We start from the raw sequence: 25,234 nt of genomic DNA, 5'->3' as shown, positions 1-25,234 counted from the left end.
TAAGAAATTTGGCGGGCGGGGAAGTATGCTGCTGGCAATTTCACTGGCAGTGACCGGTTGTTCGTCCATGGCTACGAGCACCGCGGGGGAACCGCAACTCCAGGTCAGTTGCACAACGACCTTACAACCCGAGCATCAGCTGCAACTGGATGCTGTTGATGCTCAGATGTCCCGCTCACAGCCATATGCTGCTCTGGCAAAGCTGGAGAGTGAAGGCCTTGCAACCGAGCAGCACTGGGTAAGGCGTGGACAGTTGCTGGCCTCGACCAATCAGGTTGCTGAAGCCCAGGAGATATTTCAGGCGCTCGCTACACAATGCGATTCGTCAAAGGGGCACCATGGGCTGGGGCTTGTGTACCTGAAGCAGGGGAAACTGAAGGAAGGCACAAATGCACTGAGAAAAGCCAGGGAACTGGCTCCGTCATCCTCTGACATTCGCAACGATTACGGCTATGCGCTTTTGCTGACCGGCGGTTATTACGATGCCGTGTTCGAACTAAGGACGGCGTTTGAGCTGGCTGACGGAAAGGGTGCGGTGCGCCAGAATCTGGCCGCGGGCTATTTCATTACCAACGACCGTTCCGGCCTGGCGATGCTGAAGCAAAAGTACGATATGTCCATGGACGAAATCGCCCATGCTGAAAAACTGGCTGCCCGGATCAGGAGGTCGAGATGAGAAAGACACTGACGTTGTTGTTGGTGTGCGTGCCGATATCAGCACTTGGCCAGGGGCAACCTGAGCACGGTCTGTCCAACTCGGTCGTTGTCATGGAGGATAGAACTGAAACCCGGCAACGACTCGATCGGCAGGCGGCATCGGATGCACCGGACAAAAGTGAGTTGTCGGTACAATCCTTTGTGGATAGTCAGGAGCGAATATCCGAGACATTCCGGCGAGCTATTCCTGACAAATTAGCAGAGTCATCCCGTGATGAGGATTAAGGGCGTGCGGCAGCAACGTGGGGTGTTGATTTTTATTACCCCTGTGCTTGTGACCGCGATCGTTCTGATGACGGTGCTGGCCACCGATGGTGCCCGCCTTCTGGTGCTGCAGTCGGAAATGCAGAACCAGGTTAATACCGCCGCCAGTGCCGCGGCCGATGGCGCTCAGGCCTGTGGCGGTGCGGATATCGCCATGTCGACCATGTCCGCCAGGGCTCTGGCGGCAGCCCAGACTGCGGGTTATGACGGGGAAGGTACGCTGGAGGTCCTGCCCGGCGTGCTGGAGTCAACGGAAGAAAATACCGATCTGGTGTTTCGCAGCGTTCCCGAAACCGCTCTCGTTCGTAGCAACGGTGTTCGCGTCTCGATGACCCGTGAAGAACCAATTTCGAGGCTTATCCCGATAGGCTCCATTACTCTTGAGACCTCCGCCGCCGTTCGTAAGGAAGTAAACGCCACAATCAGCGCTGCTGGCTCTGCGGCAGATGTAGAGGGGGGGCTGCTGGGTGAGCTGGTCGGCGCTGTGATAGGCGACCCTTCCTACAGCGTGAGTCCTACCCAGCTGGATAGCCTTGAAAACACTCTGGTCAATGTTGGTGACCTGCTGTCGCAGATGGGAGTTGCCAGTGTGGCGGATCTGGTTGACGAGCCTCTTGTTGACCTGCTGACTGGCGTAACAAGCCTCGTTGGTGGTGCCGCCTTACCGGTTGGCGGATTGGTGGATGATCTGACCAATGCGGCAGGCATCGGTGGCCTCTATGTCAGTGATGTACTGACGGTGGTGGAGGGTGCGGATGTGCCAGCGAATGCCAGTTTCCCGGTGTATGACCTGGTGATAAGCACCGTTATGAACAGTGCTCGTGTTTTGAGTGATCCCGGGTCCTTGCTGGTGCTGAATCTGCAAACATCGGAGTCCGCTCTTTTGCAGGGCCTGACCAGTTCAATCGATGAACTTGCTGACCTGGATGTAGCGCTGGGACTGCATGTGGCGGAACCACCGAAGTTGGTATATGGCCCGGCGCGGCAGAATTCAGAGGGGGAATGGGTAACTCAGTTCCAATCAGCGGATATAGGGCTTGAGGTGCTCATCTCGGCCGGACTGAGTGAAAGCACCATTAACAGCCTGATATCAACGCTGTCTCTTGGTCTGATAGATCTCAATCTGCTGGACGATATCGAGATACCTCTGGTTGTCCAGGCTGGCGGTGGTCGTGGCAGTTTTGTGTCTGCTGACTGCGCCCGAGGTGGCAATGATAATGATGTTTCCCTGGGATTTGACCTGGTCGACACTGCTGTTGATGTCGAGACAGGCACCATTGATCCCGTATCGGGCACGGTGACCCCGGAAGATGTGCATGCCGAAATCCTGGAACTCACCATCAACACCATCCTTCTGGGAACCTATACCGAGCAACTGTGCGTGGATGCCGGTCTGGCTGTTGATCTGTACGGCGAAAGTGCACTGCCATCGGTCATTGATAATTACCCGCTTGAATGCGTGGATGGTGATTGTGCCAGACAGAGTCTGGCCTCCGGAAATTCAGCAGATAATTTTAACGCGGATGTAGACATCACCTCGCTTGATCTGACTTGTGGACAAAGCGGGCTGACCGCAGGTGTTTTAAGTATTGCCAGTGCGTTGGTAAACCCCATCACGATTCTGTTGGAAGACGTCGCGAACGATGTTGTGGAAGGTGTGGTAGCCCCCCTCCTGTCGGCACTCGGCGTAAATCCCGGCAATATGTCGGTGACCGTCGTGAATGCTAACCAAAACGCGGCACAGCTGATTGAAAATGTGTCTATAGTGAATTAGTGAATCCAGTTTCAGGCAAGGAAGGCGTACGAGTGGAATCAACAGTATCGGAATACTGGACATTATTTACAGAGAACGCGACGGCAGTTGCTCTTCCGTTTGTGACAGCGGCGTTGGCGGCGTTGCTGATTGTTTCCCTGTTAAGGTACCGGAGGCTGAACCGGCAAGTGGAAGGGCTCAGTGCCGAGATGGGGTTTGCCAATCGATCCCTGCGGAATGCGGATCGTGATCTGCGCACCCTCTTTGATCAGTCCGCTATTGCGGTGATGTTGCTGGATGCCACCAAAAAATCGGTCCTCTACGCCAATGAAACGGCCATGACGGCGTTCGGGGTGCGGACGGAAGATCAGCTCACCACGGACGTCATGCAAAAGCCAGACGCCTGGCCAGCGTCGCCGTACAGCCTGCTGGATTTTGAGGAAACCATTTTCAGGACCAGCCGTTCCGGCCTTCAGAAATTCGAATGGTATTTTGAGCCCGCCGGCCGTCGTCCAGTTTGGCTGGACAGTTCACTTTCCATTATTTCCTATAAAAGCGGACAGGCATTGATGTTCACCGGGGTCAACATCACTGACCGCAAACATGCTGAAAAAGCCGACCGCTTCCGCCATAAGGCCATGACGTCCATGGCCAACGACAATGGCCTGCACATTACTCTCGACCACCTTGCCGCCATGGCAGAAGCCCGTCTGCCCGGATCCTCGTGCGGGGTAATGGTCCATGACCACGAGCGTGGCCGCCTGCGGTGGGTGGGGGGGCATTCCGTGCCTAAGTTCTTCAGTGAGGCGATGGATGGCCTGCCTGTGGCCTTTGGCGCGGCGAGCAGTGGTACCGCGGTGTTTATTCGTGGGCGTGTGGTGGCCCGGGATATACGTTCGGATGATCGCTGGGACCGCCATCGTGACGAGGCCGAGTCAGCCGGGTTGCGGGCCTGCTGGTCAGAGCCGGTCATCGGTAGTAGTGGGGAGTTGCTGGGCACGTTTGATGTTTACCATGAAGACCCCTGGACACCGGCCGATGACGACATTGACGCTCTCACTGACCCCATCGCCATTACCAGCCTGGCGATCGAGCGCTACCTGGCGAAAGGCCAGCTGGAGCACATGGTGCTCTCGGAACAGATGGTTCGTAGAATCAGTACCGACCTGCTGACCCTTGATCCGGAAGAGACGGACGAGGGCCTCGCCAGTACCTGCCGCTCCCTCGGGGATTTTTACCGGGCGGACCGGGTGTTTCTGTGCCAGCTTGACGACACCAGCCAGCAGGTGTGGATCAGCCACGAATGGGCAGGAGAAGGCTTTGAATCGCTGCGTCAGGTGTCTGGCAGAAAGTATCCGGTAATCCCAGCCAGCCTGGACAAGGTCTTTGACGGTAAGCCAAGCGTGATCTTCTCGGCAGACAGCCAGATCCCGCCGCAGCTGGATTTCCTCAAAGAATTGCTGGCCCTGGAAGGGCAGCAGTCGGTTCTTCTGGCCATGGTGCATCGGGGTGACAGGATGTCAGGGATTCTCGGTATCCAGATGACGTCCGCCGTTAACCCCTGGACGCCTCAGAGGTCCCAGACGGCGGAACTGATGGCAAACCTGTTTGGCAGCGCTCTGAATCGCAGTCAGTTACTGCATTCGCTGACCTACCAGGCGGTGCACGATCAGTTAACCGGGCTATACAATCGCCACAAGATCGAAAGCTTCATGGATCAGGAGGTGGCACGTTGCAGCCGGTATGGCAGCACCTTCTCGGTGATTATCTTTGATCTGGACAATTTCAAGTCCATCAATGACCGGTTCGGGCACAATGAAGGGGATGCGGTGCTGGCCAGTGTGTCTGTGCTGGTTGGCAAGGGGATTCGTGAGTCGGAAATCGCCGGCCGCTGGGGCGGTGAGGAGTTCCTGATCATCCTGCCGGAAACGCCTCTGGACAGCGCGGTTCCGGTCGCTGACCGCCTGCGGGTCAGCGTGGAAAGTCATCGTTTCTCGATTCCTGAGCCGGTCTCCATCAGCGTGGGTGTTGCCGCCTTCCGCCCAGGCGATTCCCCCCATGAACTCATTCAGCGGGCCGATGCAGCGCTGTACAGCGCCAAGGAATCCGGCCGTAACTGTGTGAAGTCCTCGTTCTGAATCGCTGTACCGGCGGCCCTATAGGGGCCAGTCGGCCGCGTCCACCGTATGCAGACCGACCGGTTGGTCGGATTGACCCCGCCAGCGGCGGACAAACTCGCCATCCGGATCGTACTGCTGTGCCTGTTTTTCCAGATTGAACTGCCGCAATCCCCGCGGATCCGCGCCCACGCCCGCCAGGTACTGCCAGTTGCCGTAGTTGCTGGCGACGTCATAATCCACCAACTGTTGTTCGAACCATGCTGCACCATAGCGCCAGTCCAGCCCCAGCTCGTACACCAGACAGCTGGCCACCAGCTGGCGCCCGCGGTTGCTCATGTAACCCGTTGCCCTCAACTGGTTCATTGCTGCATTCACTAGCGGGAATTCGGTGTTGCCTTCACACCACGCCTTGAAACGATGGGGGTAAAACGTCGCTGTGTGCTTTTTGCCCTGTACACCATCGCGTCTGAACAGGTTGGCACCATGCTTCAGGGCATACCAGAAGAAATATTCCCGCCAGAGCAGCTCAAACCAAAGCCAGTAGGTGGACCGGTTTCTGGTTTCAGTCTTCTCGTAGTGGGTGATGGTTTCCGCTACCTCCCGGACAGAGATGCACCCGTTGGCCAGCCAGGGGCTTAACCTTGAGGATGCATCCGGATCGTCCAGGGCGTTGCGGGTGTCCTTGTAGTGGTCGATATCGTGGTTGCTGAAGGTAAACTGCCTGAGCCGCGTCAGCCCCGGGTTTTCCCCGCCGGTAAAGAGGGCGGGGTGTTGCGGTTCGGGAATGGGCGGGCAATCCCCACGATTGTCATCGGGAAAGCCCGGGGGTGGCGGCAACGCGGTGAGGGTCCGAATCCGCAGACGTTCAGAATACCGTTCACCGGTGTTTTCGATCTGCTTGCGGAACTGTGAGAAGGTCTCCGGCAGATCCTGGAGGGGCATGGGCAGCGAGCCTTCGGTGAACAGGCTCAGGGTCTCGAACTGCTGGCACACGGCGTCCGGGAGCTGGTCCCTGATCGTACGCCATTGCCGGGCTTCCCATGTACCCGGTTGCCGCGATCGAATGACGCGGGAAATGCGGTGATGATGAACCAGTTCCGGGATCACCCTTTCCGGTTCACCGAAGGCGATGTGGAGGCGTTGTCCCAGTGGGCGCAGGCTGCGCTCCAGTGCCATCAGGCTCTGCCAGAGGAAGCGCCAGCGATGAGTGCCCATAGCCATGCACTGGAACGGGCCTGGCACGAACCATCGAGGGTCGACCACATACACACACAACAACATGTCCGAACGCGATGCAGCCAGCAGTGCGGTGTTGTCATCGAGTCGCAAATCCCGGGTAAACCAGTAGAGCGTATTCAAAGTTCAGCGCATCCTTTGGGGTTTGTTTCTACACTGTACGTTGACCATTGTATAAGCGATTATGCCCAATGAATCCCGACACTGATCTGAAGGAGCTTTCCCGTGATTAAATCCCGTGCCGCGGTGGCGTTTGCCCCCAACAAACCGCTGGAAATTGTGGAAGTGGATGTTGCCCCGCCCCAGAAAGGAGAGGTGCTGGTGCGTATCGTGGCCACCGGTGTGTGCCATACCGATGCCTACACACTTTCCGGTGCTGACTCCGAAGGCAACTTCCCGGCTATCCTCGGTCACGAAGGTGGCGGCATTGTCGAAGCTGTCGGCGACGGTGTGACCTCGGTGGAAGTGGGCGACCATGTAATCCCCCTATACACCGCCGAATGCGGGACGTGCAAGTTCTGCACCTCCGGCAAGACCAACCTGTGTGGTGCCGTGCGGGAAACCCAGGGTAAGGGTGTGATGCCTGATGGTACGTCCCGTTTTTCCTACAAGGGCGAGCCGATTTACCACTACATGGGCTGTTCCACGTTCTCAGAGTACACTGTGCTGCCGGAAGTCTCGCTGGCAAAAATCCCCAAGGAAGCGCCGCTGGATAAAGTCTGTCTGCTGGGCTGTGGCGTGACTACCGGTATTGGCGCGGTGCTGAATACGGCCAAAGTGGAAGAGGGGGCAACCGTCGCCATCTTTGGTCTCGGCGGTATCGGTCTGGCGGCGATTATCGGCGCCACGATGGCCAAAGCCAGCCGCATCATCGCCATCGACATCAACCCGGGCAAATTCGACATTGCGAAACAGCTGGGTGCCACCGATGTGGTTAACCCAAAGGACTACGACAAGCCGATCCAGGAGGTCATCATCGAAATGACCGACGGCGGTGTGGACTATTCGTTCGAGTGCATCGGCAATGTGGATGTGATGCGGTCAGCCCTGGAGTGCTGCCACAAGGGCTGGGGCGAATCCATTATCATCGGTGTGGCCGGTGCCGGTGAGGAAATCCGTACCCGCCCGTTCCAGCTGGTCACCGGCCGGGTCTGGCGGGGCTCAGCGTTTGGTGGCGTCAAGGGTCGTACGGAATTGCCGGGTTATGTGGAAAAGGCCGAGAAAGGGGACATTCCGCTGGATGTGTTTATTACCCACAACATGCCGCTTGAAGATATCAATGAGGCATTTGAGCTGATGCACGAGGGGAAAAGTATTCGGTCGGTGATTCACTTTTAGGTCAGTAAGCGTTTCGGGGCTTGCATTCACATTTTGTTCAGCCATCAAAAAACCCGCCAATTGGCGGGTTTTTTGATGGTCAGGTCGCTGGCATTAAAGCCCGAGCAGCCCCAGAAGATTACCCGGATCCAGCAGATTTACCAGATCCTCCAACAACGTCGGATCGCTCAGCTGATCCGGGTTGAGCAGATCGGTCAGCGGGCCGAGAGGGCTGTCGCCGCCCAGATCGCCACTGTCGAGCAGGGTGGTCAGCTCGCCCACCAGAGGCAATGAGCCTGCGTCACCACCCTCGCTCAGGGCGAGCAGCTGCTCAACGAGATCGCCAAGAACCGGAATGGAAGTCAGTTGCTCGCCATCCAGATTGGATGGATCTAGCAGCATGATCAGGTCACCGATCAGCGGCAGCTGGTCAGCACCGTCGTTAGGGAACTCGCCGGGAAAATCGTCCGGCAATGCTGACAGGATATCACCGACCAGAGGCAGGGTCGCTGGATCAAACTCGAAGCCCTCACCCGGCATCAGCAACTCCGCCAGGTTTTCCAGCTGCGCTGGATCCAGCGAGATGTCTTCCAGGTTCAGCAGTTCACCGATCAGAGGCAGATCAGCAGGCGACAGCGGCAGTTCACCACCAGGCTCGCCGGTGCCCGGCTCAGGGATCATTCCGAGCAACAGATCAAACAAAGCGCCACCGAGATTGAGAACGCCGTCTTCGCCGACGATGGTCTGTGTACCGCTGAGGACATCCACTGAAGCCAGTCCGCCCAGATCAACACCCAGCAGGGAACCTTCCAGCAGGCCCAGATCGACCAGCGATTGTCCATCATTCAGGTTGAACAGCTCACCCAGTACCGGAATCGCGTTGAACGCCTCCAACACCATCATCAAGGCATTTTCGGCATCGGCCGGCAGCGGAATGCTGCTGTCGTCCACCAGGCGCAATTCAACGCCGAGGCCGTCGTCTGTCGGGAACAGCTGGCCACCCAGAACATCGGACAGTTCCTGGGGCAGGTTGTTGAAGTCGCCGGAAGCGAAGGTTTCCGCCATGGCCTGAATCAGGGCCGGGATCTGCTCCGGGTTGCCGCCGGTGAAGGCGTCGGCCAGGCTCTGCAACTGGGTTGCATCCAGGCCAAGATCCAGCGCAAGTGCACAATCCGGTGAAGGATTGGTCGTGCTGATTGATTTCGGATCACATACGGCTACCAGTGCCGAGGAATACTCGGTGAAGTCTGTGCCTTCCAGGCTGGGGGTCTCACTTGCACTCAGAGCCGTAAGGGCGGTGAGGAGGTCTTCCACCAACGGAAACTGCAGGATCAGCGCATTATCAACACTGTTCAAACCGTCCTCGGAATCACCAAACTCCAGGGCGGACAGCAGGGTGCCGCCAAGGGTGTGTAAACCCTCGACCAGAATACCACTGTCAAAACCCTCGGATTGGGCTGTCGTCGGGTCTCCCAGCAGGGTGTTATCCAGCAGCACAACCAGGCCACCTGTACGGAAGGTAAAGGTTGCAGGCTGCTCGAGGCCGTTGCCGGCGAGATCGGTGATCGTCGTATCAACCGTAATCTCGTATGTGGTCTGGAAGCTCAGGTTGCTGTCAGGATCAAACTCGATGGAGTTGCCCACCGGATTAATCACACCCTCGACAGTGGCAACCGGATTGCCGTTTTCATCGATTTCCGTGACGGTGAAGTTGTTCGCATTGACCGACTGAGGGTCAATCTCTTCATCGAATTCGACATAGATGTTGGTGTCAGTCGGTGCCAGTGTTTCGCCGTCCTCAGGTGAGGAGGTAACAGCCGTTGGCCCCTGACCATCCACTTCACTGCCTGTCTTGAATGCGGCGGAGTCGTTTCCGCTCAGAGTCTTGACCAGGTCACCTTCTTCGTCACACAGAGCCCGCAGTTCCGTTGTAGCGGTCACCTGGTAGTCGGTATTGGCCAACAGGTCCATATCGGGATTGATGACAACAGCCTTGCCCAGAGTGTTGTAGGAGGCAGCTACCACCGTTGCGTTGCCATTAATGGTCAGGGGCAGGGAGTTCTGGCTGACAGTGGCTGCATCGACATCCGCGTTGAATGTCACCCGAATGCTGCGGTTGAGCTCAACACCCTGTTCTCCATCCGCAGGTACGAATTCAGAAACTTCAAAGACTGTACTCTCGGACGTGCAGAAGGTTTCCTGTTCGCCCCCAACGTTGCCGTTATTGTCGCCGCCATCGGAGGGTGTGTTTTCTGCTGGAATACGCGGGTCGCTTGGACCACCGCCGCCACCGCCGCAGCCGGCGATCAGAAGTGAGAGGGCCGTAACGCCAATGCCCAGATGCGTTTTAAAATTAGTCATGTTGAGCCCCTTTTTTATTTCTTCATTATTTCGGTGTGTTTGCCAGTGAGGATGGCCTCTACACGCCGGTTTTTTGCGCGACCTTCGTCGGTTGCGTTGTCGGCAATGGGCTGGGATTCACCCATGCCTGTCGTTGAGATGCGCTCAGAACCGATATTGAACTCCTGGACCAATACCTTCATGACGGAGTCCGCGCGGCTCTGGGACAGGTTCTGGTTGTAGCTGGCGCTGCCGGTACTGTCGGTGTGGCCCTCAAGCAGGATCCGGCTGGTCGGGTACTGGGTCATTAATGCCGCCAGCTCTCCGATTTCATCAAAGTACTCCGGCTTCACTTCCGTGCCATCAAGGTCGAACTCAACGTACAGGGTTTCCTTGATCTCGCGGGTCAGCTCCTTGGCACAGCCGTCGGCGTCCACCAGCGCGCCCTGGGGCGTGTTCGGGCACAGGTCCCGTGGATCGGGAACACCGTCACCGTCGGAGTCAGCTGGCGGCGCGACAGGCGCGGGTTGCTCGGGCAGCTGGTTTTTGGGAGGTTGCGGGTACGAGCGGTTGAACAGAAGCTGAACGCCGGCAAATACCTGACCGTCGACGTAGCCATCTTCCAGCTCCGTGCGGGCGCGAGCACCGGCTTCAAATACGATGCGGTCGCTCATCATGCGCTGAAAACCACCTTCCAGGTACAGTGCATCTTCTGTTTTGGAGCTTGGTGCACCGTCTACATCAATGTCGGTGTAGCTGTAGCCCAGGCCAGCAAAGGGGCGCCAGCCACCGAGTCGGAATTTGCCCGGGTGGATGCGTCCCGCCAGTGAGCCGCGCAGAATGTCGGCATCAATGTTGGTTACACGGGTTTCTGCGTCGCCGTAACTGAAGGCGCCCATCAATGTGAAATTGGGGTTGAACTGATGGCCCAGTGTGAGGCCATATTCCGGGTAGTTCGCGAGGTTATCAATGTTGGACGACTTGTCTTTTGAGTTGCCGGAATCGACATAGCCGACTTCGGCTCCGATGAAGCTGTAGGAAAGCGGGAAATGCGTCGTGTCAGCATGTGCCCAGGTTATGGGGAGTGCTATGCATCCAGCCAGGAGGAGTCTTGGAAGTTGAGTCATGGAAGTGTGATCCCTCTCACGGTTTTGGTTATTGTCAGTCGCTCGGTGCGTCCTTGGGGTGTAGCCTTGGGTTATTAGTCGACAATGTTTCCGAATGTTTCTTTTTGTTAATGCTTCGGAAAATACGCTAGTGGCCCATAAAGCCACATTGGCTGCATAGCCAGCCATTTTGGGCATCTCGACCAGTTTCCTTGGCTGCAAGCACCTGATTTAACATTGGTTAACAATTCGAGGGGTGTGGTGAGGTGAGCTGAGGGAAATCAGCGATCCGTCAACTTAAGTTCGATCCGTCGATTCTGTTGTAAATCCTCTGGCGATGTCCCGTCAGCGACGGGGAAAAACTCGCCGAAGCCAGCTGCCACCATGCGTCGCTCGGGGACTCCCTGGTCGGCGAGGTAGCGAACAACCGCCACGGCACGAGCGGTAGACAGCTCCCAGTTGGAAGGGAATTGCGGCGTGTTGATGGGAATCACGTCGGTATGGCCGTCGATTCGAAGAATCCAGTCAATGTCATCCGGTATCCGTTCGACCACATCCAGTAATACGTTTGCCAGTTTATCCAGTTCGCTCTTTCCCGCCTGGCCGAGTTGTGCCGAGCCGGAGGCAAACAGCAGCTCCGATGGCAGCAGGAAACGGTCGCCGACCACGCGAATATTTTCGTTCTCCTCCAGAATTTTCCGTAACCGGGCAAAGAACTCCGACTGGTACTGCTCGAGTTCATTCACCCGCTCGGCCAGAAGGGTATTGAGTCGCCGGCTGACGTCTTCCAGTTCCGCCTCTTTTTCCGCCGTCTGTTGTTCCTGTAATCTCAGCGCAGCGCTGATCTGCTGTAGCTGATACTCGAGGGCTGCGATCTGGTTGGATAACCGGAGAATCATGGCCTGCTGGCTGGCGGAGAGCTCGTCTTTCTCATTCAGTGCACGATCGCGTACTTCCACGGCCTGGCTGAGGGCATCCAGCCTTTCGGCTTGTGCCTCGGCATCGGCTGACTGCTGCATGAGTTGATTCCGCATACTGTCGAAACGCATCTGCATCTCTTCGTTACGGGTCAGGCTTGCCTCCAGCTGGCTCTGGAGCATCGTATTCTTGTCTTTCTCCAGACCCAGCAGTCGGGAAATCTCATTCAGGCGATCGTTCAGCCGCGCCAGCTCCATGTTGCGGTCGGACAGGGTCTGGGACAGGTACAGCTGGCTGACGACGTAGATCAGCAGCATGAAAATGATGAGCATCAGCAGTGCGGACAGGGCGTCCACATACCCCGGCCAGACATTGATGGTGCTGCGGGCGCGGCGCTTGGAACCGATCACGAGACATTACCCGAGCTGTTGGTCATGATCTTCAACGGTATCCACGAGGTTGGTGACGCTGGTCAGCCATTCTTCCAGCCCGTCATAAAAGCGGTTCTGGGCGTGACCCGCCTGGATATCCATGAACCCCAGAATAAGTGATCCACCCAACCCCAGCAGGGAAGAACTGAACGCGGTGCCCATGCCCTGCAGCGGTGTTTGCAGGCCGGCCTGCAGGTCGGCGAAGACAGCGCCAAAATCTTCCTGATCCATGTTGAGATTGGTGATTACCTCACCTACCGCGTTGATGGTGCCCAGCAAACCCCAGAACGTGCCGAGCAGCCCGAGAAAAATCAGCAGGCTGATGAAGTAGCGGGTGATTTCCCGCTGCTCGTCCATTCGGGAGTGGATGCCGTCCAGCACCGTGCGCAGGGAAAGCGTAGACAGAGTGAAGCGATCGCGCTTGTACTCGTCCCCCAGCTGTTTCGCCAGCGGCTTGAGCAGCCGTGGCTCCTGCAGTACCGAGAGCCCGGCATTGCCGGTGCGGAACTGGGCAATCCAGCGCAGCTCGGGGAACAGGGTGAAGACCTGCCGGTAGGTCAGCGCGATACCGATGATCAACACGCAGACGATCAGCAGGTTAAAGACCCAGTTGGCCATAAACGCTGTGGTCAGTGGCGCGTGGATGAGGGCGCCCACAACCACCACAACGGCAAGGAAAAGTGTCATCCAGAACAACGTGTGTTTGGGGTTGCTCATATACACCGCCTGCCTGTTTGGGAGGGTATCCATGAACATAGCACACCACACTGTGATGACCAGACGATTGCAGTGAAACCGCCGGGAAGAAAAAGGTCCGGGGATCAGTTAGTCTGTGATGACAACCACAGCCAGTGAGCAGAAAGAGCAACCATGACCGATCAGACCGACCAACCCTTTCGCTTCCGATTCCGTGTCCGCTACGGCGAATGCGATGCCCAGAGTGTCGTATTCAACGCTCGCTACGCCGACTACGTGGACATTTCCGTCAACGAATACATCCGCACCCTGTTCGGGGACTACCAGAACCTGCTGGACCAGGATCTCGATATCCAGGTGGTGAGCCTGACGATGAATTACCGGGCACCGGCGAGGTTTGATGATGTGCTGGAGGCGCGGATCAGGATCGGCCGTCTCGGTAATACCTCGTTCACCCTGCACCTGGAGTTTGTCCGCCATGGTGATGAGCAACTGGTTGCCGACGCCGACATTACGTACGTGCTGATTCAGCCTTCGGAGATGGCAAAGACGCCGATTCCGGCGCACATTCGGCAAAAGCTGGAGGTGGGAGCCCCCGGCGTTCTGATCAGCCACGCCGGGGAGTAGCCGTGTCGGGGGGGCGAGTCAGCCCTCCTGAAGCGCCTGAACCACGGCCTTGGCCACGCCCTCGGACGAGGCCGGGTTCTGACCGGTAATCAGCCTGCCGTCCACCACAATGTGTGGTGCCCAGTCATCGCCTTTGGAGTAGGTGGCGGTATTCTCCTTGAGCATGTCCTCCAGCAGGAAAGGCACAACGCTGGTCAGACCAACCGCTTCCTCTTCGCTATTGCTGAAGCCGGTGACTTCGCGACCGCCGACGATGTTCTGTCCGGGTTTCACTTCCACGTTCTTGAACACCGCCGGCGCGTGGCAAACCGCACCGATAACCTTATCCTGTTCGTAGGCACTCTTGATCAGGGCGATGCTTCTTTCATCGTTCACCAGATCCCACAACGGGCCGTGGCCACCGGGATAGAAAATGGCATCGAACTGGTTCATATCCACATCCGCCAGTTTTTTGGTGCTGGCGAGGGATTCTTTGGCGTGGGCGTCTGCCTGGAATCGGCGTGTGGTTTCGGTCAACGCTTCTTCCGCTTCGCTGTTGGGGTCAACAGGCGGCTGGCCACCCTTGGGTGTGGCTATGGTAATCTGCGCACCAGCATCCTTGAATACGTAATACGGGGCGGTGAACTCTTCGAGCCAGAAGCCGGTCTTGTGACCGGTATCGCCCATCTGGTCGTGGGAAGTCAAAACCATCAGAACGTTCATGGAGTCTGTCCTTGTGATTGATGGATGAATGGGACTTCGTCAATCTGTTGGCTGCTCTGGTGTAAAACCTTGTGGCCAGTGCCATCAATTTCAACCATCGAGTGTGGATTCTGAAGAGGTATACGTGACGCCTGACCACAGCGATCTCTGGTTTTTACCTCTCGGCGGTACCGGCGAGATTGGCATGAACCTCAATCTCTATGGCCACGATGGCCAGTGGCTGATGGTGGACTGCGGGGTGACATTTCCCCGTCCCGGACGAATTGCGGCGGATGGCACCGTTCACCATCGCGGCGAGCCGCCGGTGCAAATGGCGGATCCCGGGTTCATTGCCGATCGCCGTGATCAGCTGGCTGGTCTGATCATCACCCATGCCCATGAAGACCATGTGGGGGCGGTACCCTATCTGTGGCCACTGCTGCAGTGCCCCATATACACCAGCCGCTTCACTGCCGAGATACTGCGCCGCAAGCTGGCCGAGTTCGATCTGTTGCACCGGGTTCCGATCATTGTGGTGGACACCGGAGAGCGCCGTCAGATTGGACCATTCAACGTTCAGTGGCTGGCTCTGACCCACTCCATTCCCGATCCCAACGCCCTGATGATCCGCACCCCGCTGGGTAATATTTTCCACAGCGGGGACTGGAAGCTGGACGATCAGCCGCTGGTTGGCCATGGCTATTCCCGCAAGACCTTTACCGATCTGGCGGATGAGGGTGTGGCTGCCATGGTGTGTGATTCCACCAATGCCACGGTTGCCGGTCACTCGATTTCGGAGAGTGCGCTCCACAACGGTTTGCTGCAGGCCGCCAGAAGTGCGGAAGGCCGTGTGGTGGTGGCCTGCTTTGGCAGTAACATCGCCCGCCTGCACACCCTCGCAATGATTGCCCGGGAAACCGGTCGTTACATGGGGTTACTGGGACGTTCGCTGATCAATATGAGCGGTGCCGCCAAAGCCGCAGGAGTGTGGGACACTGCGGATCAGTTAATCAACGCTTCGCACCTGGGGTATCTGCCCCGCAACGAAGTACTGGCGGTGGCCACCGGCAGTCAGGGCGAACCCCGCACGGCCCTTCGTCGCCTTGCCAATGGCAGCCATCCGGACTTCGAGCTGGAAAGCGGCGATACGGTTATTTTCAGCGCCCGGGCCATTCCCGGCAACGAAGAGGCGATTGCCGCGCTGATAGACCGGCTCAGAACCATGGGCGTGACCGTCATCACCGCGGAAGACGCAGCACTCCCCATACACGCTTCCGGGCACCCCGCCCGGGAAGAGCTCGAAGCCATGTACCAGTGGGTCCGACCCGATGTGGCCATACCGGTCCACGGCGAGGCCGAACACATGGAAGCTCACGCCGGTATCGCCAAAGCCTGTGGCGTACCCAGATCCCTGGTGGGCCGCAACGGCGATCTGTTCATGATCCGTCCGGTGCCCGGCATCCGTCGCCAGGTGGTGGAAACCGGGCGGCTGGGCTGGGAAAAGCAAGAGTTGGTGCGGGTTTATTGATGTGTGACGAAAATACAATAGTCGTTCGCTTCCTATCTGGATAGACTGTATTTTTGATCATTCAATCGAACCTACCCGGGAGACGGAAGAGCAATGGCAATCTGGACCCAAACCCCCAACCTTGAACAGATGATGGAAGCCAGTAGGAATACGGCGGTCCACCACATGGGCATTGAGTATCTGGAAGTCGGTGATGACTATGTCAAAGGCCGTATGCCGGTCGATGAGCGCACCGTTCAGCCTTTTGGCATCCTGCACGGCGGTGCCTCCGTTGTGTTGGCGGAAACCCTGGGAAGCATGGCGGCAAACTGTTGCCTGAAAGACCCGAACACCGTCGCGGTAGGTTTGGACATCAATGCCAACCACATTCGGCCGGTAACCGCCGGTTGGGTGTATGGCACCGCTACCGCTCTGCATATCGGCAGCGCAACCCAGGTGTGGGAAATCCGTCTGGAGAATGAGCAGGGCAAGACCACCTGTATTTCCCGCCTGACGATGGCTGTGACCAAACGTCCGTAGCGGGCTTTCGGCGGAAATCTGCAAGGGCGTTATCAGCGCCCTTGCAGCATGAAGGTTTCGTATTCCAGCCGGTCAAACTTCCTCGAAAGCAGGGCCAGCCCCGCCAATGCGGACACCAGTGTGGCTGCGGCGTAGCCATAACCGTAAAACGACGCCCCCAGATTGATCGTGATCAGCGTAAATACGACGTTTGAGGTCAGGAACAGAAAGCACAGGGTAAGGTTGATGCCGCGCGCGTCGAGATAAAAAAGCACATTCTGGATTGCCAGCAGAATCAACTGAATGCTGACGGCCACCAGGTCGATGTAAAATAGCGGCAGGTAGAGAGTGGAAATGCCGATTGCGGACAGAAGCTCCCCGCCCCAGAGGAACAGAATAACGACCGTCAGGCCCTGCACTTTGCAGATTTCGTAAATCCCGTTTCGGGCTACCCGCACCATGTCATCACGGAAGTCGTTGATGCGGCCAATCGTGTCGCCGTTTCGGACCGCATCGTAGAAACGTTCGTAAGCCTCGGAGAAATCCGTCTCCATGCGGACCAGAAACACCGCCATGCCCGGTATGATCGCCAGATAGGCGAGGAAGATCGGCAGATCGTAAATGATGGAGGCCCGCAGCAATCCAATGATTGGATCGGAGGTGTCGGGGTGAAACCAGAAGATAAACTTGTCTGCCCATACCGCCGCATTGAACAGCAGACCGGTGAAAATCAGGGCCGGGAAGATCTGTTTCCGACGGGTAAAATCGAAACGAATGAGGGTTTCACCGGGGTACTGGCGAATGATGGTATAGAAGAAGCTGAAAAACAGCAGGCTGTGTCCGATCAACAGACCTGTCAGCAACCCTTCCAACCCAAAACCGGCAAGCTGCAGAGAGGCAGTGACAGCAGTGGCGTAGCCGAGGGCAAAGATGACAACGATGCGACGATAGGACTTCATGCTGGAGAGAAAGATGGTGACGGGCCACAGGTTGCACAGCACCACAAAATTGGCCAGCATCAGTAGCTTGTACATCACCGATGTGTCCGGAAAGAACCACATCAGTACGGGGAAACTGATGGCCAGTGCAAGCAGGGTGGACACCCAGATCACTCCCATCAGATTCGGCAGAATAACCGGATTGCGGTTTTCGTAGAGCCTATCCGCCACCCAACGGGTAAATACGTGCTGGAATAGCCCGGACACAATCAGGGAAATGGACATCAGATAGGTGACCGATACCAGGAACTGGACGACGTCAGAGCCCGGAATCGAGAGATTGATGCTGATGATGCCGATCAGCATCACACCCAAGACAGACAATACCCACGGTCCGGAGCTGATGACGCCGGCAAGGCCATAAGCACCCAGCAGGCTGGTGAAGCTGTCGTTCCGGAGTATGCGCCTCAGCTCGAAGCCAATGCCCGCCATCAGGAGGCTCCCTGCTGCGCATCCAGCGCGGTCGTGTAAATATCCCTGTAAGCGCCAAACATGCTTTCCAGGGTGTAGTAGCGTTGTACCCGCTCGAGTCCGGCTTGCTGGGCCCGATGCCAAAGATCCTCATCCAGCAGCAACCGGATCGCTTCACGGGCGGTTGCTTCCGGATCGGCAATCGGCACTATCGATCCGCTGGCGCCAAGAGCGCAGTCTTCTTCGGACATGCCTTCCAGAAGTTCCCGGCAGGCTCCAACATCGGTTGCCAGGCAGGGTAAACCGGCAGCGTGAGCCTCGAGAATGACCAGAGGCAAGGCTTCTGAAATGGAAGTTAGCACCATCAGGCCCAGTTGAGGCAGAATGTCATTCACATTCTGGAAGCCCAGAAACCGGACTCTGCCTTCCAGTTCAAGGCTCTGAACCAGCTCCTTGCACTCCGCGACGTAGGTCGGGTCCTCTTCTTCAGGACCCACAATCCACCCCTCGGCATCCGGGATGACTTCGCATACCGAACGCATCGATCTGATAAACGTCTTGATGTCCTTGATCGGCACAACTCGTCCAACCAGCCCCAGCACTCTGGGTATTCCTTCCGGACGGGCTGATCTGGCCGCCTCGAACTTTGCCGGGTCAATACCGTTGGGAATGATTCGGGTCCTGTTCTGCTCGGCGCCATCCGCCAGTTGGCGTTCACGGTTTCCCTGATACAGTGAGACGATGGGGTCGGCTTGCTGGTAAGCCAAACGCCCCAACGCCTCGAAGAAACGAATCCACAGCTGGCGGATATACCCCAGTTGATCGTTGATGTTGGCGCTGACCAGGTCACTCGGATCCTGTATCCAGTCGGCCTGGGACAGATCGATTTTGCGTTCTTTGGTGTAGATGCCATGTTCGCTGAGTGCCAGAGGCACATTACGCTGTTGGCTGACCATAGCGCCAAGCAGGCCGGCATACCCCGTCGAGATGGAATGCACCATGCCGGTTTCAGGCAGGTTGCGGGCAATCTCCGCCAACTGGAAGAGCGGAGCGTGCATGATGCGGATGGTCCAGAAGTAATCCACGAACGATGGCTCAGTGCAGAATTTCCGGTAACTCTCATCAATCATCGACCAGCTTTCCTCACTGTAGAGGAAATCGTCGCGGGTGATCCCTCCCCTGACGCCCAGTTGCCGGAACACATCATGGAGAAGGTTGGCGGGCACGGCTTCACCTTTGCGGAACTGGTCGTGCAGTGCCCGCTGGTCCTGGAAGGCCGCTCTGTTGCCTTTTTTCGGCCGTGGCTTGCGCTCGTTTCGTACATCCATGATGTAATGGCACTCGAGGTGAACCACGTTGTCAGGCAGTTCATACTGCTGCGGGCCATAATGAGACGGATCCCCGCCGAGAAATACCAGCGAGAAGGTATACTCCGGCAACCCGGTGATGATCTGGTGCACCCAGGATGAGACTCCGCCGCGAATAAATGGATAGGTTCCTTCCAGCAACAGTGTCACGTCTGCTTTCAGAGATTCAGGTTGTTTGCCGATTCTCACAGCCAACCCTCCATCACCAGGCGAACCGATGGGTGGGGCTTGAATCTGGCAAGGCTGGCCAGGCAGAAACGGACCCGCTGATAATCCCGCTCAAGGAACGCAACCTCGGCTTGATAAGGCAGCAGCAGTTGCGGTGGAGCTCCGAGTGCCACGGCTCTGTCGAAGGCGTGACGGGCAGCGCTGATGTTGCCCAGTGCAAGTTCAATACGGCCCAGCAAACGCCAGTCATTATGTCGGGACAGATTGCCGGTGAGGTCCTCCAGTATGCGTTTCGCGTTATTCAGGTAGTACAGCCTCAAGCTGCCTTGCGCCAGGCCAAGGTAAGCCATCTCCCACCAGGTTTGAGCGAGGCGCCGCTTCAGCCGTTCGCGGTTGCCTGACTGCTTGTCATCAAGCGCCAGCAGTAGCCTGCGTGCCTGGCCAGCGAGGCCTTTTTCTTTCTGCTCCAGCATTGAGTAAGCCAGTAGCCGGATGTCGTCCACAGGATCCTTAAGGGCTTCCTGAAGCAGGCTGATGGCATCACGGTCCGCCATCTGTCTGGTGGCAAGCAGGGCTTTGAGACGTTTGTCCGTGCTCCCGGCCTCGCGCAGAATCTGGCGTAGTCCCCCTTCGCTGTATATGACCTGTTGGTCCATGTCGACCGGCTGAAACGGAAGCTCGGGTATGTCCAGTTCCTGCCATGCCACATCGCGCTCGAACCTCGGCAGGTACAGCGCCAGCAGAACACCGGTGAAAACCCCGAGGCTACCGAGAAAAGGAATGGCGAACTGCAGCGTAAACAGAAACAGTCCGGGCAGCAGTAAATGGCCACGGTATCGGGAGGGCAGCAGCGGCAGCAAAACGAGAGTCAGTAAGCTGCAGGCAAAGGCGTGGGCAGTGAGGTAGCCGGTAATGGCAAGGGTGTCCGTCAGCCCGGCGATAAGGCCATAAATGCCCCCACTTTCAAGCAATATCGCCAGGCCTGCCAGCCATGCGTTAGTCATGATGACGTGTCCCCTTCCAGGAGCCTGTTCAACCAGTCGCCGGCGTTGGCGTTCCCGGTAATCATCAAGGACTGGGTCATGGCAAGCTCTGATAAAGGCTTGCCGGTGTGTGCCCGGATATCGTCATCCAGCCTTTGCAAATAGGCTTTATGACCGAGTTCATCCGTCAGCGGAAGCAGGATCGCCAGTTGATGCCGGTCGTCGGCCGGAAGTTCGGCTATGACATCGAGGCCGCGGCGTAACTGCCGAACACGGCCGGTGACGGTGCCGGCGTCGGATTCCGAGGCAAATGAAAAGAGGGTGAGAGCGGCTGGTAAGTTGTGCTCCCGTGCATCCCTCTCGGCACGATTGAGCTGGAAGCGGAACTGCTGCAATTCGGTATCGGAGCCCGAGGCTGTCTGTTGTTGCTCATGGACGATATCGGCCATGTGTCCGGTAAGAATCGCCAGAAGTCTTAAGGTTTTGGGCTGAAAATTGAAGAACGGCATGGCTTCGACCACCACCATTCCGATCACGACTTGTTGGGAAGTAATCAGCGGTATGGCCAGCAGCAGGTCCGTGTCCAGTTCGGCCAGTTTTTGACGGTACTCACTCTGCAGGGATACAAGTTTACGTTCCTGAAGAGCGTGTAGTAGTAATGGGTCCTGCTTGCGGACGTTCCGGAAATTCCCGATCCGGGCAACAGGCTCTTTTTCAAGTGTGTTTCCATTGACCGGATAGATTGCGGCAATCTGGAGCTGTCCGTAGCGAACCAGTAACTGCAGAATCAGGTCGCCGGTCTCCGCATCCAGACCCCGGCCGTTGGCATGGGCGATTTCGTGATACAGTCTTCTGAGCGCCTCCCGCAGGCTGCTGGAGCTGCCCGCAATCTGTTGCTCCAGACGGTCATGGGAGACTTTCAACAAGTAGAAATTGCGGGTGAACTCCTCCAGTCGCACCTGGCGATAGCGATTACTGGCCTGAAGCTTATTTGCCTGACGTCCCCAATAATCCCGGAACTCACCTGCAATCAGGCTGACGGCCAGCACCCCAATACTCCATACGTACGGAAAACCTTCGCTCGATAAAGACACGACACGGAAGTGAAGTCCCACCGTGCCGAGCAACAACAATGATGACACCAGCCCCATAAAAAAGCCGTATCGTAATGCGACCAGCAAGGGGGCTAGTGCTGGCCAGGAAAAGCTGCCGGTGAGGTAGAAGGGGTCGTCAGGCCGGTTCCATGCGCCGACGCTGATGAACAGAGCTGTCACGGCCAGGGATTCAAACCATTTCAGCCAGATTCGCGCTGGCTGGTTTTCAGTCTCTGTGTCTTCCTGGGAATAACTCATGGTGTCAGTCAGGGCTTCCGGCAGTGAACGGCATGGCGTCTAACAGTGACTGCAACACCTTGTGGCCCGCCACACTGAGCCCCTCGCGCCCCCAGCCTGTTCTGGCTCCGGTCCCCGACCAGACGACCCGATCATCCGAGGGATCGCGGACTTCCAGCGTAATGCCGATGGCGGGTTCTCCGTCCAGGCCTTCCTTGTACTGCCACTCGTCCACCGTTCCGGAGACAATCAGGTCGGCCCCGTTCTGCATTGCCCGGGTCTGGGCTTCCTGTTGCCGGAGACGGTTGTCATAAGCGAGTGGGTCCTGATCTTCCGGTAGGTAGAGCCGGACATCCGTTGCGCCTTTCGCCCGCAGTAATGCGCTCAGTATGCTGGCGGCCTGATCGCCTGCCTGAGGCGTTTGCGACAGGTTGCTCAGGGGGATGACGGCAATCCGGCTATCAAGACTGATCGGCCCGGCGTTGTCCTGGCTTTGAATAACGGAGCAGCCGGTCAGTATGAGTGCGCACAGGCACAATCCAATGGAACGAAGCGTCATACGGGTCTCCTTTAACGACCGAAAAACAGAGTGTATGTGAGGTTCAGGTTGGTTCTGGAACTACCATCCAGACCATCCGATGTGTGGCCGGCTGACAATGACAGCGAATCATCGCCGACGACGCGCCAGCCCAGCCCCAGCTCCACTCCGAAATCCGGGCTTGAAGTGGATAGTACATAACCTGCGCCCAATCCCACAAAAAAGTGTGGCTCAGGCGTGGTGCGGTAGAGTGCATGGGGTTCGCCGTGATACCAGCGTGACTGAATGCCAACCCGCTCATAGTTTTCCGTCACCAGGTCTCCGGGGCGCAGGGGCGTTCTCAGGGTTGCGGCTATGTCTGCATCGAGTTTGTCTGTCAGCTCAAGCCGCTGGTTTCGGTAACTGGCGGTGATTGACCATCCCGGATCTTCCCGAAACAGGGTGTAGGTCCCTGCGGCATCCATGCCGACACCTGAGGCAAGAGAACCTCCGGAGCTACCGTTAATGGACATGTGCTCAAGTCCGGCGGAAAGTTCCAGTCTTGGTGCCAGCCTGTACCTTGCCGATGCGTAAAGCCTGTCCCGGGAGGTCAACCACCAGGCTTCGGCACTGTCAGGTGTGCGCTCCTTGAGAGCAATGCCTCCGTTCAGACTGATACGGTTTGCCGGCCTTCCTTCGAGCTCCGCGCCCAATGCTGTCTCCGTTCCATCGAATCGCGACAGCTGTCCCAGTTCCAGTGTCAAAAGGGTGTTGCTGTTGTTGTTTTGCAGGCTGATCTGATAGTCGCGGTCGAGGTCGGGGCGCTCTCGCAACCGGCCCCGGGCATCGGCTTGCAGGTCCGAGGCATTGAACGACCAGCGCCAATCGTCATGGCTGAATTCGCCCCTCACACCTGCCGAGCGTACCCCGAATCCACCGAGATCGATGATCGACAGGCGGGCCTGTAAGGCGCGGTTGTCAAATTGATACAGTGCCCCGCTCGATGTGCCGGTCTGGTCGTTTGATGGATAGAGCACCTCCTGTCTGCTCTGGTCTGTTGGTGTCCCGTCGAGCGCCACAACCTGCTTGCGGTAGGCGGTACCCTCTGCCCGCGCTCCGCTTTGTTCGACCAGTGGCGCCATGGCCATCAGCCACTCCGGGTTGTTCCTTTGCATCCGCCGTCCACGGCCCGCCCATGTCTGGGCACGTTTCCTGTCTCCTAACGTCTGGTAGCCGTAGGCCAGCGCCGCATAGGCGTCAGGAGATGGGTTGTCAGCGAGGCGATGGAGTATGGCCGGCAGTTGGCCCGGCAAACGGTCGGGCTGACTCATGAGAAACCAGCTCCAACTGATCAACGCTTCGGTGTTGTATGGCGACAGGCGGACCGCTTTCCTGAAAGCCTGTTGGGCTGCATCATTCTGGTTTTGCTGTTGGCGAAGCAGGGCAGTGAGTGTCCAGAACCGTGTGTTGCCAGCCACTTCAGGAAATTGTTGTCGCCAGCGATCCAGGGTGTCTGACAGAGCATTCCAGTCGTTCATCGAGAGTTGGTACTCGGCGACAGCGGCAAGGTATCTCGGGTCGCCTGTGTCCTGAAAGCGCGCTTCTGACAGGGTGATCGCTTTGGGGTAATCGTTGAACCTGACGGCCAGTCCGATCAGTTGTTCCTTCCTGTTCGCGTCCAGTTCGTTCAGCGGGCGTGAAGACAGCCTTTTGAATGTGTTCTTCAGTATGTCGTCGCGGCCAAGCACCGTTCCCAGCTCCAGCCGCAGGTTCGCGACTTCCGTTGCCAGCGCCGGGTTTGAGGGCTGGAAATCCAGCGTGGAAAGCGCCAACTCCGGATCACGAACCCGCCAATAGAGTCTGGCCAGCTGTACCCGCTCGGCGTCACTCAGGGTCGATTGCGACTGCAATAACCGGATAGCCTCGGGGAAGCGCCGGCGATTGGTTAGCAGGGTGATCTTGCGTTCGCGTAGTGACACGCTGTCAGGAAAGCGTCTGAGCCCCTGATCCAGTCTGGCTTCTGCCTCATCAAGTCGGCCATTGCGGATCAGGCTGTCGACCAGCATGGCATAGACCCTGGCGTCCACTTTGTTATTGGTCACCGCCTGGTCGAGAAGCGTCGCCAACTCCTCCCAGCGGTAAAGCTGACGAGCCAGCGTGGTAGCACGCTCGAATGCTTCGTCCGAACCGGATTCCCGGTACAGTCTGCGCCAGTATGCGAGTGCTTGCTCCGGATAACCGTTCCACTCGAGGATCTGGGCAGCGCGGCGCCGGTCGTCCCGGGTCATTGCCTCCGGATGTTGTTCGATACGCCTCAGGGTTGTCAGTGCGCCGCGGATATCGCCCCCGGCCAGTTGTGAAGCCAAAAGCTCTCGTTGCACATCAAGGTTACCAGGCTCCAGAGCTGCCAACTGGCCCAGCCATTGTCGTTTTAGCTCTGAGTCATCAGCGAAGTCGGCCAGTTGAATTCCGCGGCGTAGCTGGTCCGGATTCGGCGCCCCGGTCTGATTCGCGCGGAATCTGGCCAGGGCTTTCCCAGGGCGGCCAGCGGCGAGTTCGAGGCGAATGATGTTGGAAATGAAGTCTGATTTTGCTTCGGCGGGCACAAGGCCAAGCACGGATTCAAGGGTGCTGATCGCCTCAGAATGGCGCTCTCGGGCTTCATACTCCTGGGCCAGACTCCTACCAAGAGACAGCCGCAACCGGCCATCCGCCAATGAGAATAGTTCATCCCGGATTGCCAACTGATCTGAGGCGGCCAGCAGTGGCAAAACAGGTTGAATAAGTGTCTGTTTGCGCTCTGCAGAATAGGACTGTGCCATGAGTTGGTCGATGGCCTTCGTCAGTTGCTGTCTGATCAACTCACGACGATCTCCCTCGGGTGCGGCCTGATGCTGGCTGATGAGCAACTCGAGGTAGCTTTCCAGGGCCCTGGATGGCACTTTTTGCTGTTGCAGTAACGGAGCCAGGGTCGACTGTGCCTCGTCGAGTCGTCCTGTCTGGTGCTGCATCCGGCTGAGGTTGATACGCAGGGGAACGTTGTCCGGGTCGGATTTTAACAATGTCTCAAAATAGGCGATGGACACCGCATCGGGGTCCGACAGGTGTCGAAGGTCCTCAAACACAGACTGTCGCGGAAACAGGACATACAGCACCAGGGCAAATAGAAATCCCATGAGCAGCAGTGCAGGCAGACTGAAGAAAGAGGGTTTACGACGTGCCATCTA

Annotated in this window: 20 protein-coding genes; 8 read left to right on the top strand and 12 right to left on the bottom strand. The window is 57.5% G+C overall.

The genetic code is table 11. From position 1 onward, the window contains the following. Positions 1-25: 25 nt before the first annotated feature. Genes Q0Y21_RS18220 through Q0Y21_RS18205 form a run of 4 tightly spaced genes read left to right on the top strand, consistent with a single transcriptional unit; the run spans position 26 to position 4,872 of the window. A complete protein-coding gene (locus Q0Y21_RS18220) occupies positions 26-676 on the top strand; it encodes a hypothetical protein (RefSeq protein ID WP_297798430.1) in 651 nt (216 codons plus the stop codon). Next, a complete protein-coding gene (locus Q0Y21_RS18215; protein WP_297798428.1) occupies positions 673-942 on the top strand; it encodes a hypothetical protein in 270 nt (89 codons plus the stop codon). Before Q0Y21_RS18220 ends, Q0Y21_RS18215 begins: the two co-directional genes overlap by 4 nt. 4 nt (positions 943-946) lie before the next feature. Next, positions 947-2,755 carry a hypothetical protein gene (locus Q0Y21_RS18210; RefSeq protein ID WP_297798426.1) on the top strand — a complete coding sequence of 603 codons (1,809 nt, stop codon included), beginning with the start codon at positions 947-949 and terminating at the stop codon, positions 2,753-2,755. 32 nt (positions 2,756-2,787) lie between these two features. Then, positions 2,788-4,872, top strand: a complete 2,085-nt coding sequence (locus tag Q0Y21_RS18205) for a diguanylate cyclase (RefSeq protein ID WP_297798425.1) — start codon at positions 2,788-2,790, stop codon at positions 4,870-4,872. An 18-nt stretch (positions 4,873-4,890) separates the two neighbouring features. On the opposite strand, the gene Q0Y21_RS18200 is transcribed toward Q0Y21_RS18205, so the two are convergent. Continuing rightward, positions 4,891-6,213, bottom strand: coding sequence for a DASH family cryptochrome (locus tag Q0Y21_RS18200; protein WP_297798423.1), 1,323 nt, complete (start codon positions 6,211-6,213; stop codon positions 4,891-4,893). Positions 6,214-6,315: 102 nt separating this feature from the next. On the opposite strand from Q0Y21_RS18200, the gene Q0Y21_RS18195 reads away from it, so the two are divergent. Next, entirely contained in the window at positions 6,316-7,428 is a 1,113-nt protein-coding gene (locus Q0Y21_RS18195; RefSeq protein ID WP_297798421.1) for an S-(hydroxymethyl)glutathione dehydrogenase/class III alcohol dehydrogenase, read from the top strand. Between the two features lie 93 nt (positions 7,429-7,521). Here Q0Y21_RS18195 and Q0Y21_RS18190 read toward each other — a convergent pair whose 3' ends face one another. The 4 genes from Q0Y21_RS18190 to Q0Y21_RS18175 form a co-directional block, all read right to left on the bottom strand. Continuing rightward, on the bottom strand, positions 7,522-9,768 hold the full coding sequence (locus tag Q0Y21_RS18190; protein ID WP_297798419.1) for an Ig-like domain-containing protein: 2,247 nt from the start codon (positions 9,766-9,768) through the stop codon (positions 7,522-7,524). A 14-nt stretch (positions 9,769-9,782) separates the two neighbouring features. After that, entirely contained in the window at positions 9,783-10,874 is a 1,092-nt protein-coding gene (locus Q0Y21_RS18185; RefSeq protein ID WP_297798418.1) for an OmpA family protein, read from the bottom strand. A 260-nt stretch (positions 10,875-11,134) separates the two neighbouring features. Next, the gene (locus tag Q0Y21_RS18180) at positions 11,135-12,181 is read right to left on the bottom strand and encodes a peptidoglycan -binding protein (protein WP_297798416.1); all 1,047 of its coding nucleotides are present in this window, start codon (positions 12,179-12,181) and stop codon (positions 11,135-11,137) included. Positions 12,182-12,187: 6 nt separating this feature from the next. Further along, on the bottom strand, positions 12,188-12,919 hold the full coding sequence (locus Q0Y21_RS18175; RefSeq protein WP_297798414.1) for a flagellar motor protein MotA: 732 nt from the start codon (positions 12,917-12,919) through the stop codon (positions 12,188-12,190). A gap of 153 nt (positions 12,920-13,072) precedes the next feature. Between Q0Y21_RS18175 and Q0Y21_RS18170 the strand changes: the two genes are divergently transcribed. Beyond that, positions 13,073-13,525, top strand: coding sequence for a thioesterase family protein (locus Q0Y21_RS18170; protein ID WP_297798412.1), 453 nt, complete (start codon positions 13,073-13,075; stop codon positions 13,523-13,525). An 18-nt stretch (positions 13,526-13,543) separates the two neighbouring features. On the opposite strand, the gene Q0Y21_RS18165 is transcribed toward Q0Y21_RS18170, so the two are convergent. Beyond that, positions 13,544-14,227, bottom strand: coding sequence for a type 1 glutamine amidotransferase domain-containing protein (locus tag Q0Y21_RS18165; protein ID WP_297798410.1), 684 nt, complete (start codon positions 14,225-14,227; stop codon positions 13,544-13,546). A 124-nt stretch (positions 14,228-14,351) separates the two neighbouring features. Here Q0Y21_RS18165 and Q0Y21_RS18160 point away from each other — a divergent pair, with 124 nt between their 5' ends. Both Q0Y21_RS18160 and Q0Y21_RS18155 read left to right on the top strand, forming a co-directional pair. Then, on the top strand, positions 14,352-15,734 hold the full coding sequence (locus tag Q0Y21_RS18160; protein ID WP_297798408.1) for a ribonuclease J: 1,383 nt from the start codon (positions 14,352-14,354) through the stop codon (positions 15,732-15,734). A gap of 93 nt (positions 15,735-15,827) precedes the next feature. Next, on the top strand, positions 15,828-16,253 hold the full coding sequence (locus Q0Y21_RS18155) for a hotdog fold thioesterase (protein WP_297798406.1): 426 nt from the start codon (positions 15,828-15,830) through the stop codon (positions 16,251-16,253). Between the two features lie 32 nt (positions 16,254-16,285). On the opposite strand, the gene pelG is transcribed toward Q0Y21_RS18155, so the two are convergent. The 6 genes from pelG to Q0Y21_RS18125 are packed head-to-tail and all read right to left on the bottom strand — an operon-like array spanning position 16,286 to position 25,231. After that, a complete protein-coding gene (gene pelG, locus Q0Y21_RS18150; RefSeq protein ID WP_297798404.1) occupies positions 16,286-17,662 on the bottom strand; it encodes an exopolysaccharide Pel transporter PelG in 1,377 nt (458 codons plus the stop codon). Then, positions 17,662-19,197 carry a GT4 family glycosyltransferase PelF gene (gene pelF / locus Q0Y21_RS18145; RefSeq protein ID WP_297798402.1) on the bottom strand — a complete coding sequence of 512 codons (1,536 nt, stop codon included), beginning with the start codon at positions 19,195-19,197 and terminating at the stop codon, positions 17,662-17,664. The genes pelG and pelF overlap by 1 nt, the downstream gene beginning before the upstream one ends. Next, complete coding sequence (locus tag Q0Y21_RS18140; protein ID WP_297798400.1) at positions 19,194-20,180, bottom strand: polysaccharide biosynthesis protein; 987 nt, start codon at positions 20,178-20,180, stop codon at positions 19,194-19,196. The genes pelF and Q0Y21_RS18140 overlap by 4 nt, the downstream gene beginning before the upstream one ends. Beyond that, positions 20,177-21,511, bottom strand: a complete 1,335-nt coding sequence (locus Q0Y21_RS18135; protein WP_297798398.1) for a PelD GGDEF domain-containing protein — start codon at positions 21,509-21,511, stop codon at positions 20,177-20,179. Before Q0Y21_RS18135 ends, Q0Y21_RS18140 begins: the two co-directional genes overlap by 4 nt. 4 nt (positions 21,512-21,515) lie before the next feature. Further along, positions 21,516-22,049: a hypothetical protein gene (locus Q0Y21_RS18130; RefSeq protein ID WP_297798397.1), complete on the bottom strand. Its 534-nt coding sequence runs from the start codon at positions 22,047-22,049 to the stop codon at positions 21,516-21,518. Between the two features lie 11 nt (positions 22,050-22,060). Then, the gene (locus Q0Y21_RS18125; RefSeq protein ID WP_297798395.1) at positions 22,061-25,231 is read right to left on the bottom strand and encodes a tetratricopeptide repeat protein; all 3,171 of its coding nucleotides are present in this window, start codon (positions 25,229-25,231) and stop codon (positions 22,061-22,063) included. Between the last annotated feature and the right edge of the window lie 3 nt (positions 25,232-25,234).

It is taken from the genome of uncultured Marinobacter sp. (genome assembly GCF_947259545.1).
Lineage (GTDB): Bacteria > Pseudomonadota > Gammaproteobacteria > Pseudomonadales > Oleiphilaceae > Marinobacter.
This window is presented reverse-complemented; position numbering and strand designations above follow the sequence as displayed.

Coding starts and splice junctions, on each gene's coding strand:
- pelG (WP_297798404.1), bottom strand. CDS start 17,662: ATGGCGGGCATTGGCTTCGAGCTGAGGCGCATACTCCGGAACGACAGC.
- Q0Y21_RS18165 (WP_297798410.1), bottom strand. CDS start 14,227: ATGAACGTTCTGATGGTTTTGACTTCCCACGACCAGATGGGCGATACC.
- Q0Y21_RS18140 (WP_297798400.1), bottom strand. CDS start 20,180: ATGACTAACGCATGGCTGGCAGGCCTGGCGATATTGCTTGAAAGTGGG.
- Q0Y21_RS18185 (WP_297798418.1), bottom strand. CDS start 10,874: ATGACTCAACTTCCAAGACTCCTCCTGGCTGGATGCATAGCACTCCCC.
- Q0Y21_RS18220 (WP_297798430.1), top strand. CDS start 26: ATGCTGCTGGCAATTTCACTGGCAGTGACCGGTTGTTCGTCCATGGCT.
- Q0Y21_RS18170 (WP_297798412.1), top strand. CDS start 13,073: ATGACCGATCAGACCGACCAACCCTTTCGCTTCCGATTCCGTGTCCGC.
- Q0Y21_RS18190 (WP_297798419.1), bottom strand. CDS start 9,768: ATGACTAATTTTAAAACGCATCTGGGCATTGGCGTTACGGCCCTCTCA.
- Q0Y21_RS18175 (WP_297798414.1), bottom strand. CDS start 12,919: ATGAGCAACCCCAAACACACGTTGTTCTGGATGACACTTTTCCTTGCC.
- Q0Y21_RS18135 (WP_297798398.1), bottom strand. CDS start 21,511: ATGAGTTATTCCCAGGAAGACACAGAGACTGAAAACCAGCCAGCGCGA.
- Q0Y21_RS18215 (WP_297798428.1), top strand. CDS start 673: ATGAGAAAGACACTGACGTTGTTGTTGGTGTGCGTGCCGATATCAGCA.
- Q0Y21_RS18130 (WP_297798397.1), bottom strand. CDS start 22,049: ATGACGCTTCGTTCCATTGGATTGTGCCTGTGCGCACTCATACTGACC.
- Q0Y21_RS18125 (WP_297798395.1), bottom strand. CDS start 25,231: ATGGCACGTCGTAAACCCTCTTTCTTCAGTCTGCCTGCACTGCTGCTC.
- Q0Y21_RS18155 (WP_297798406.1), top strand. CDS start 15,828: ATGGCAATCTGGACCCAAACCCCCAACCTTGAACAGATGATGGAAGCC.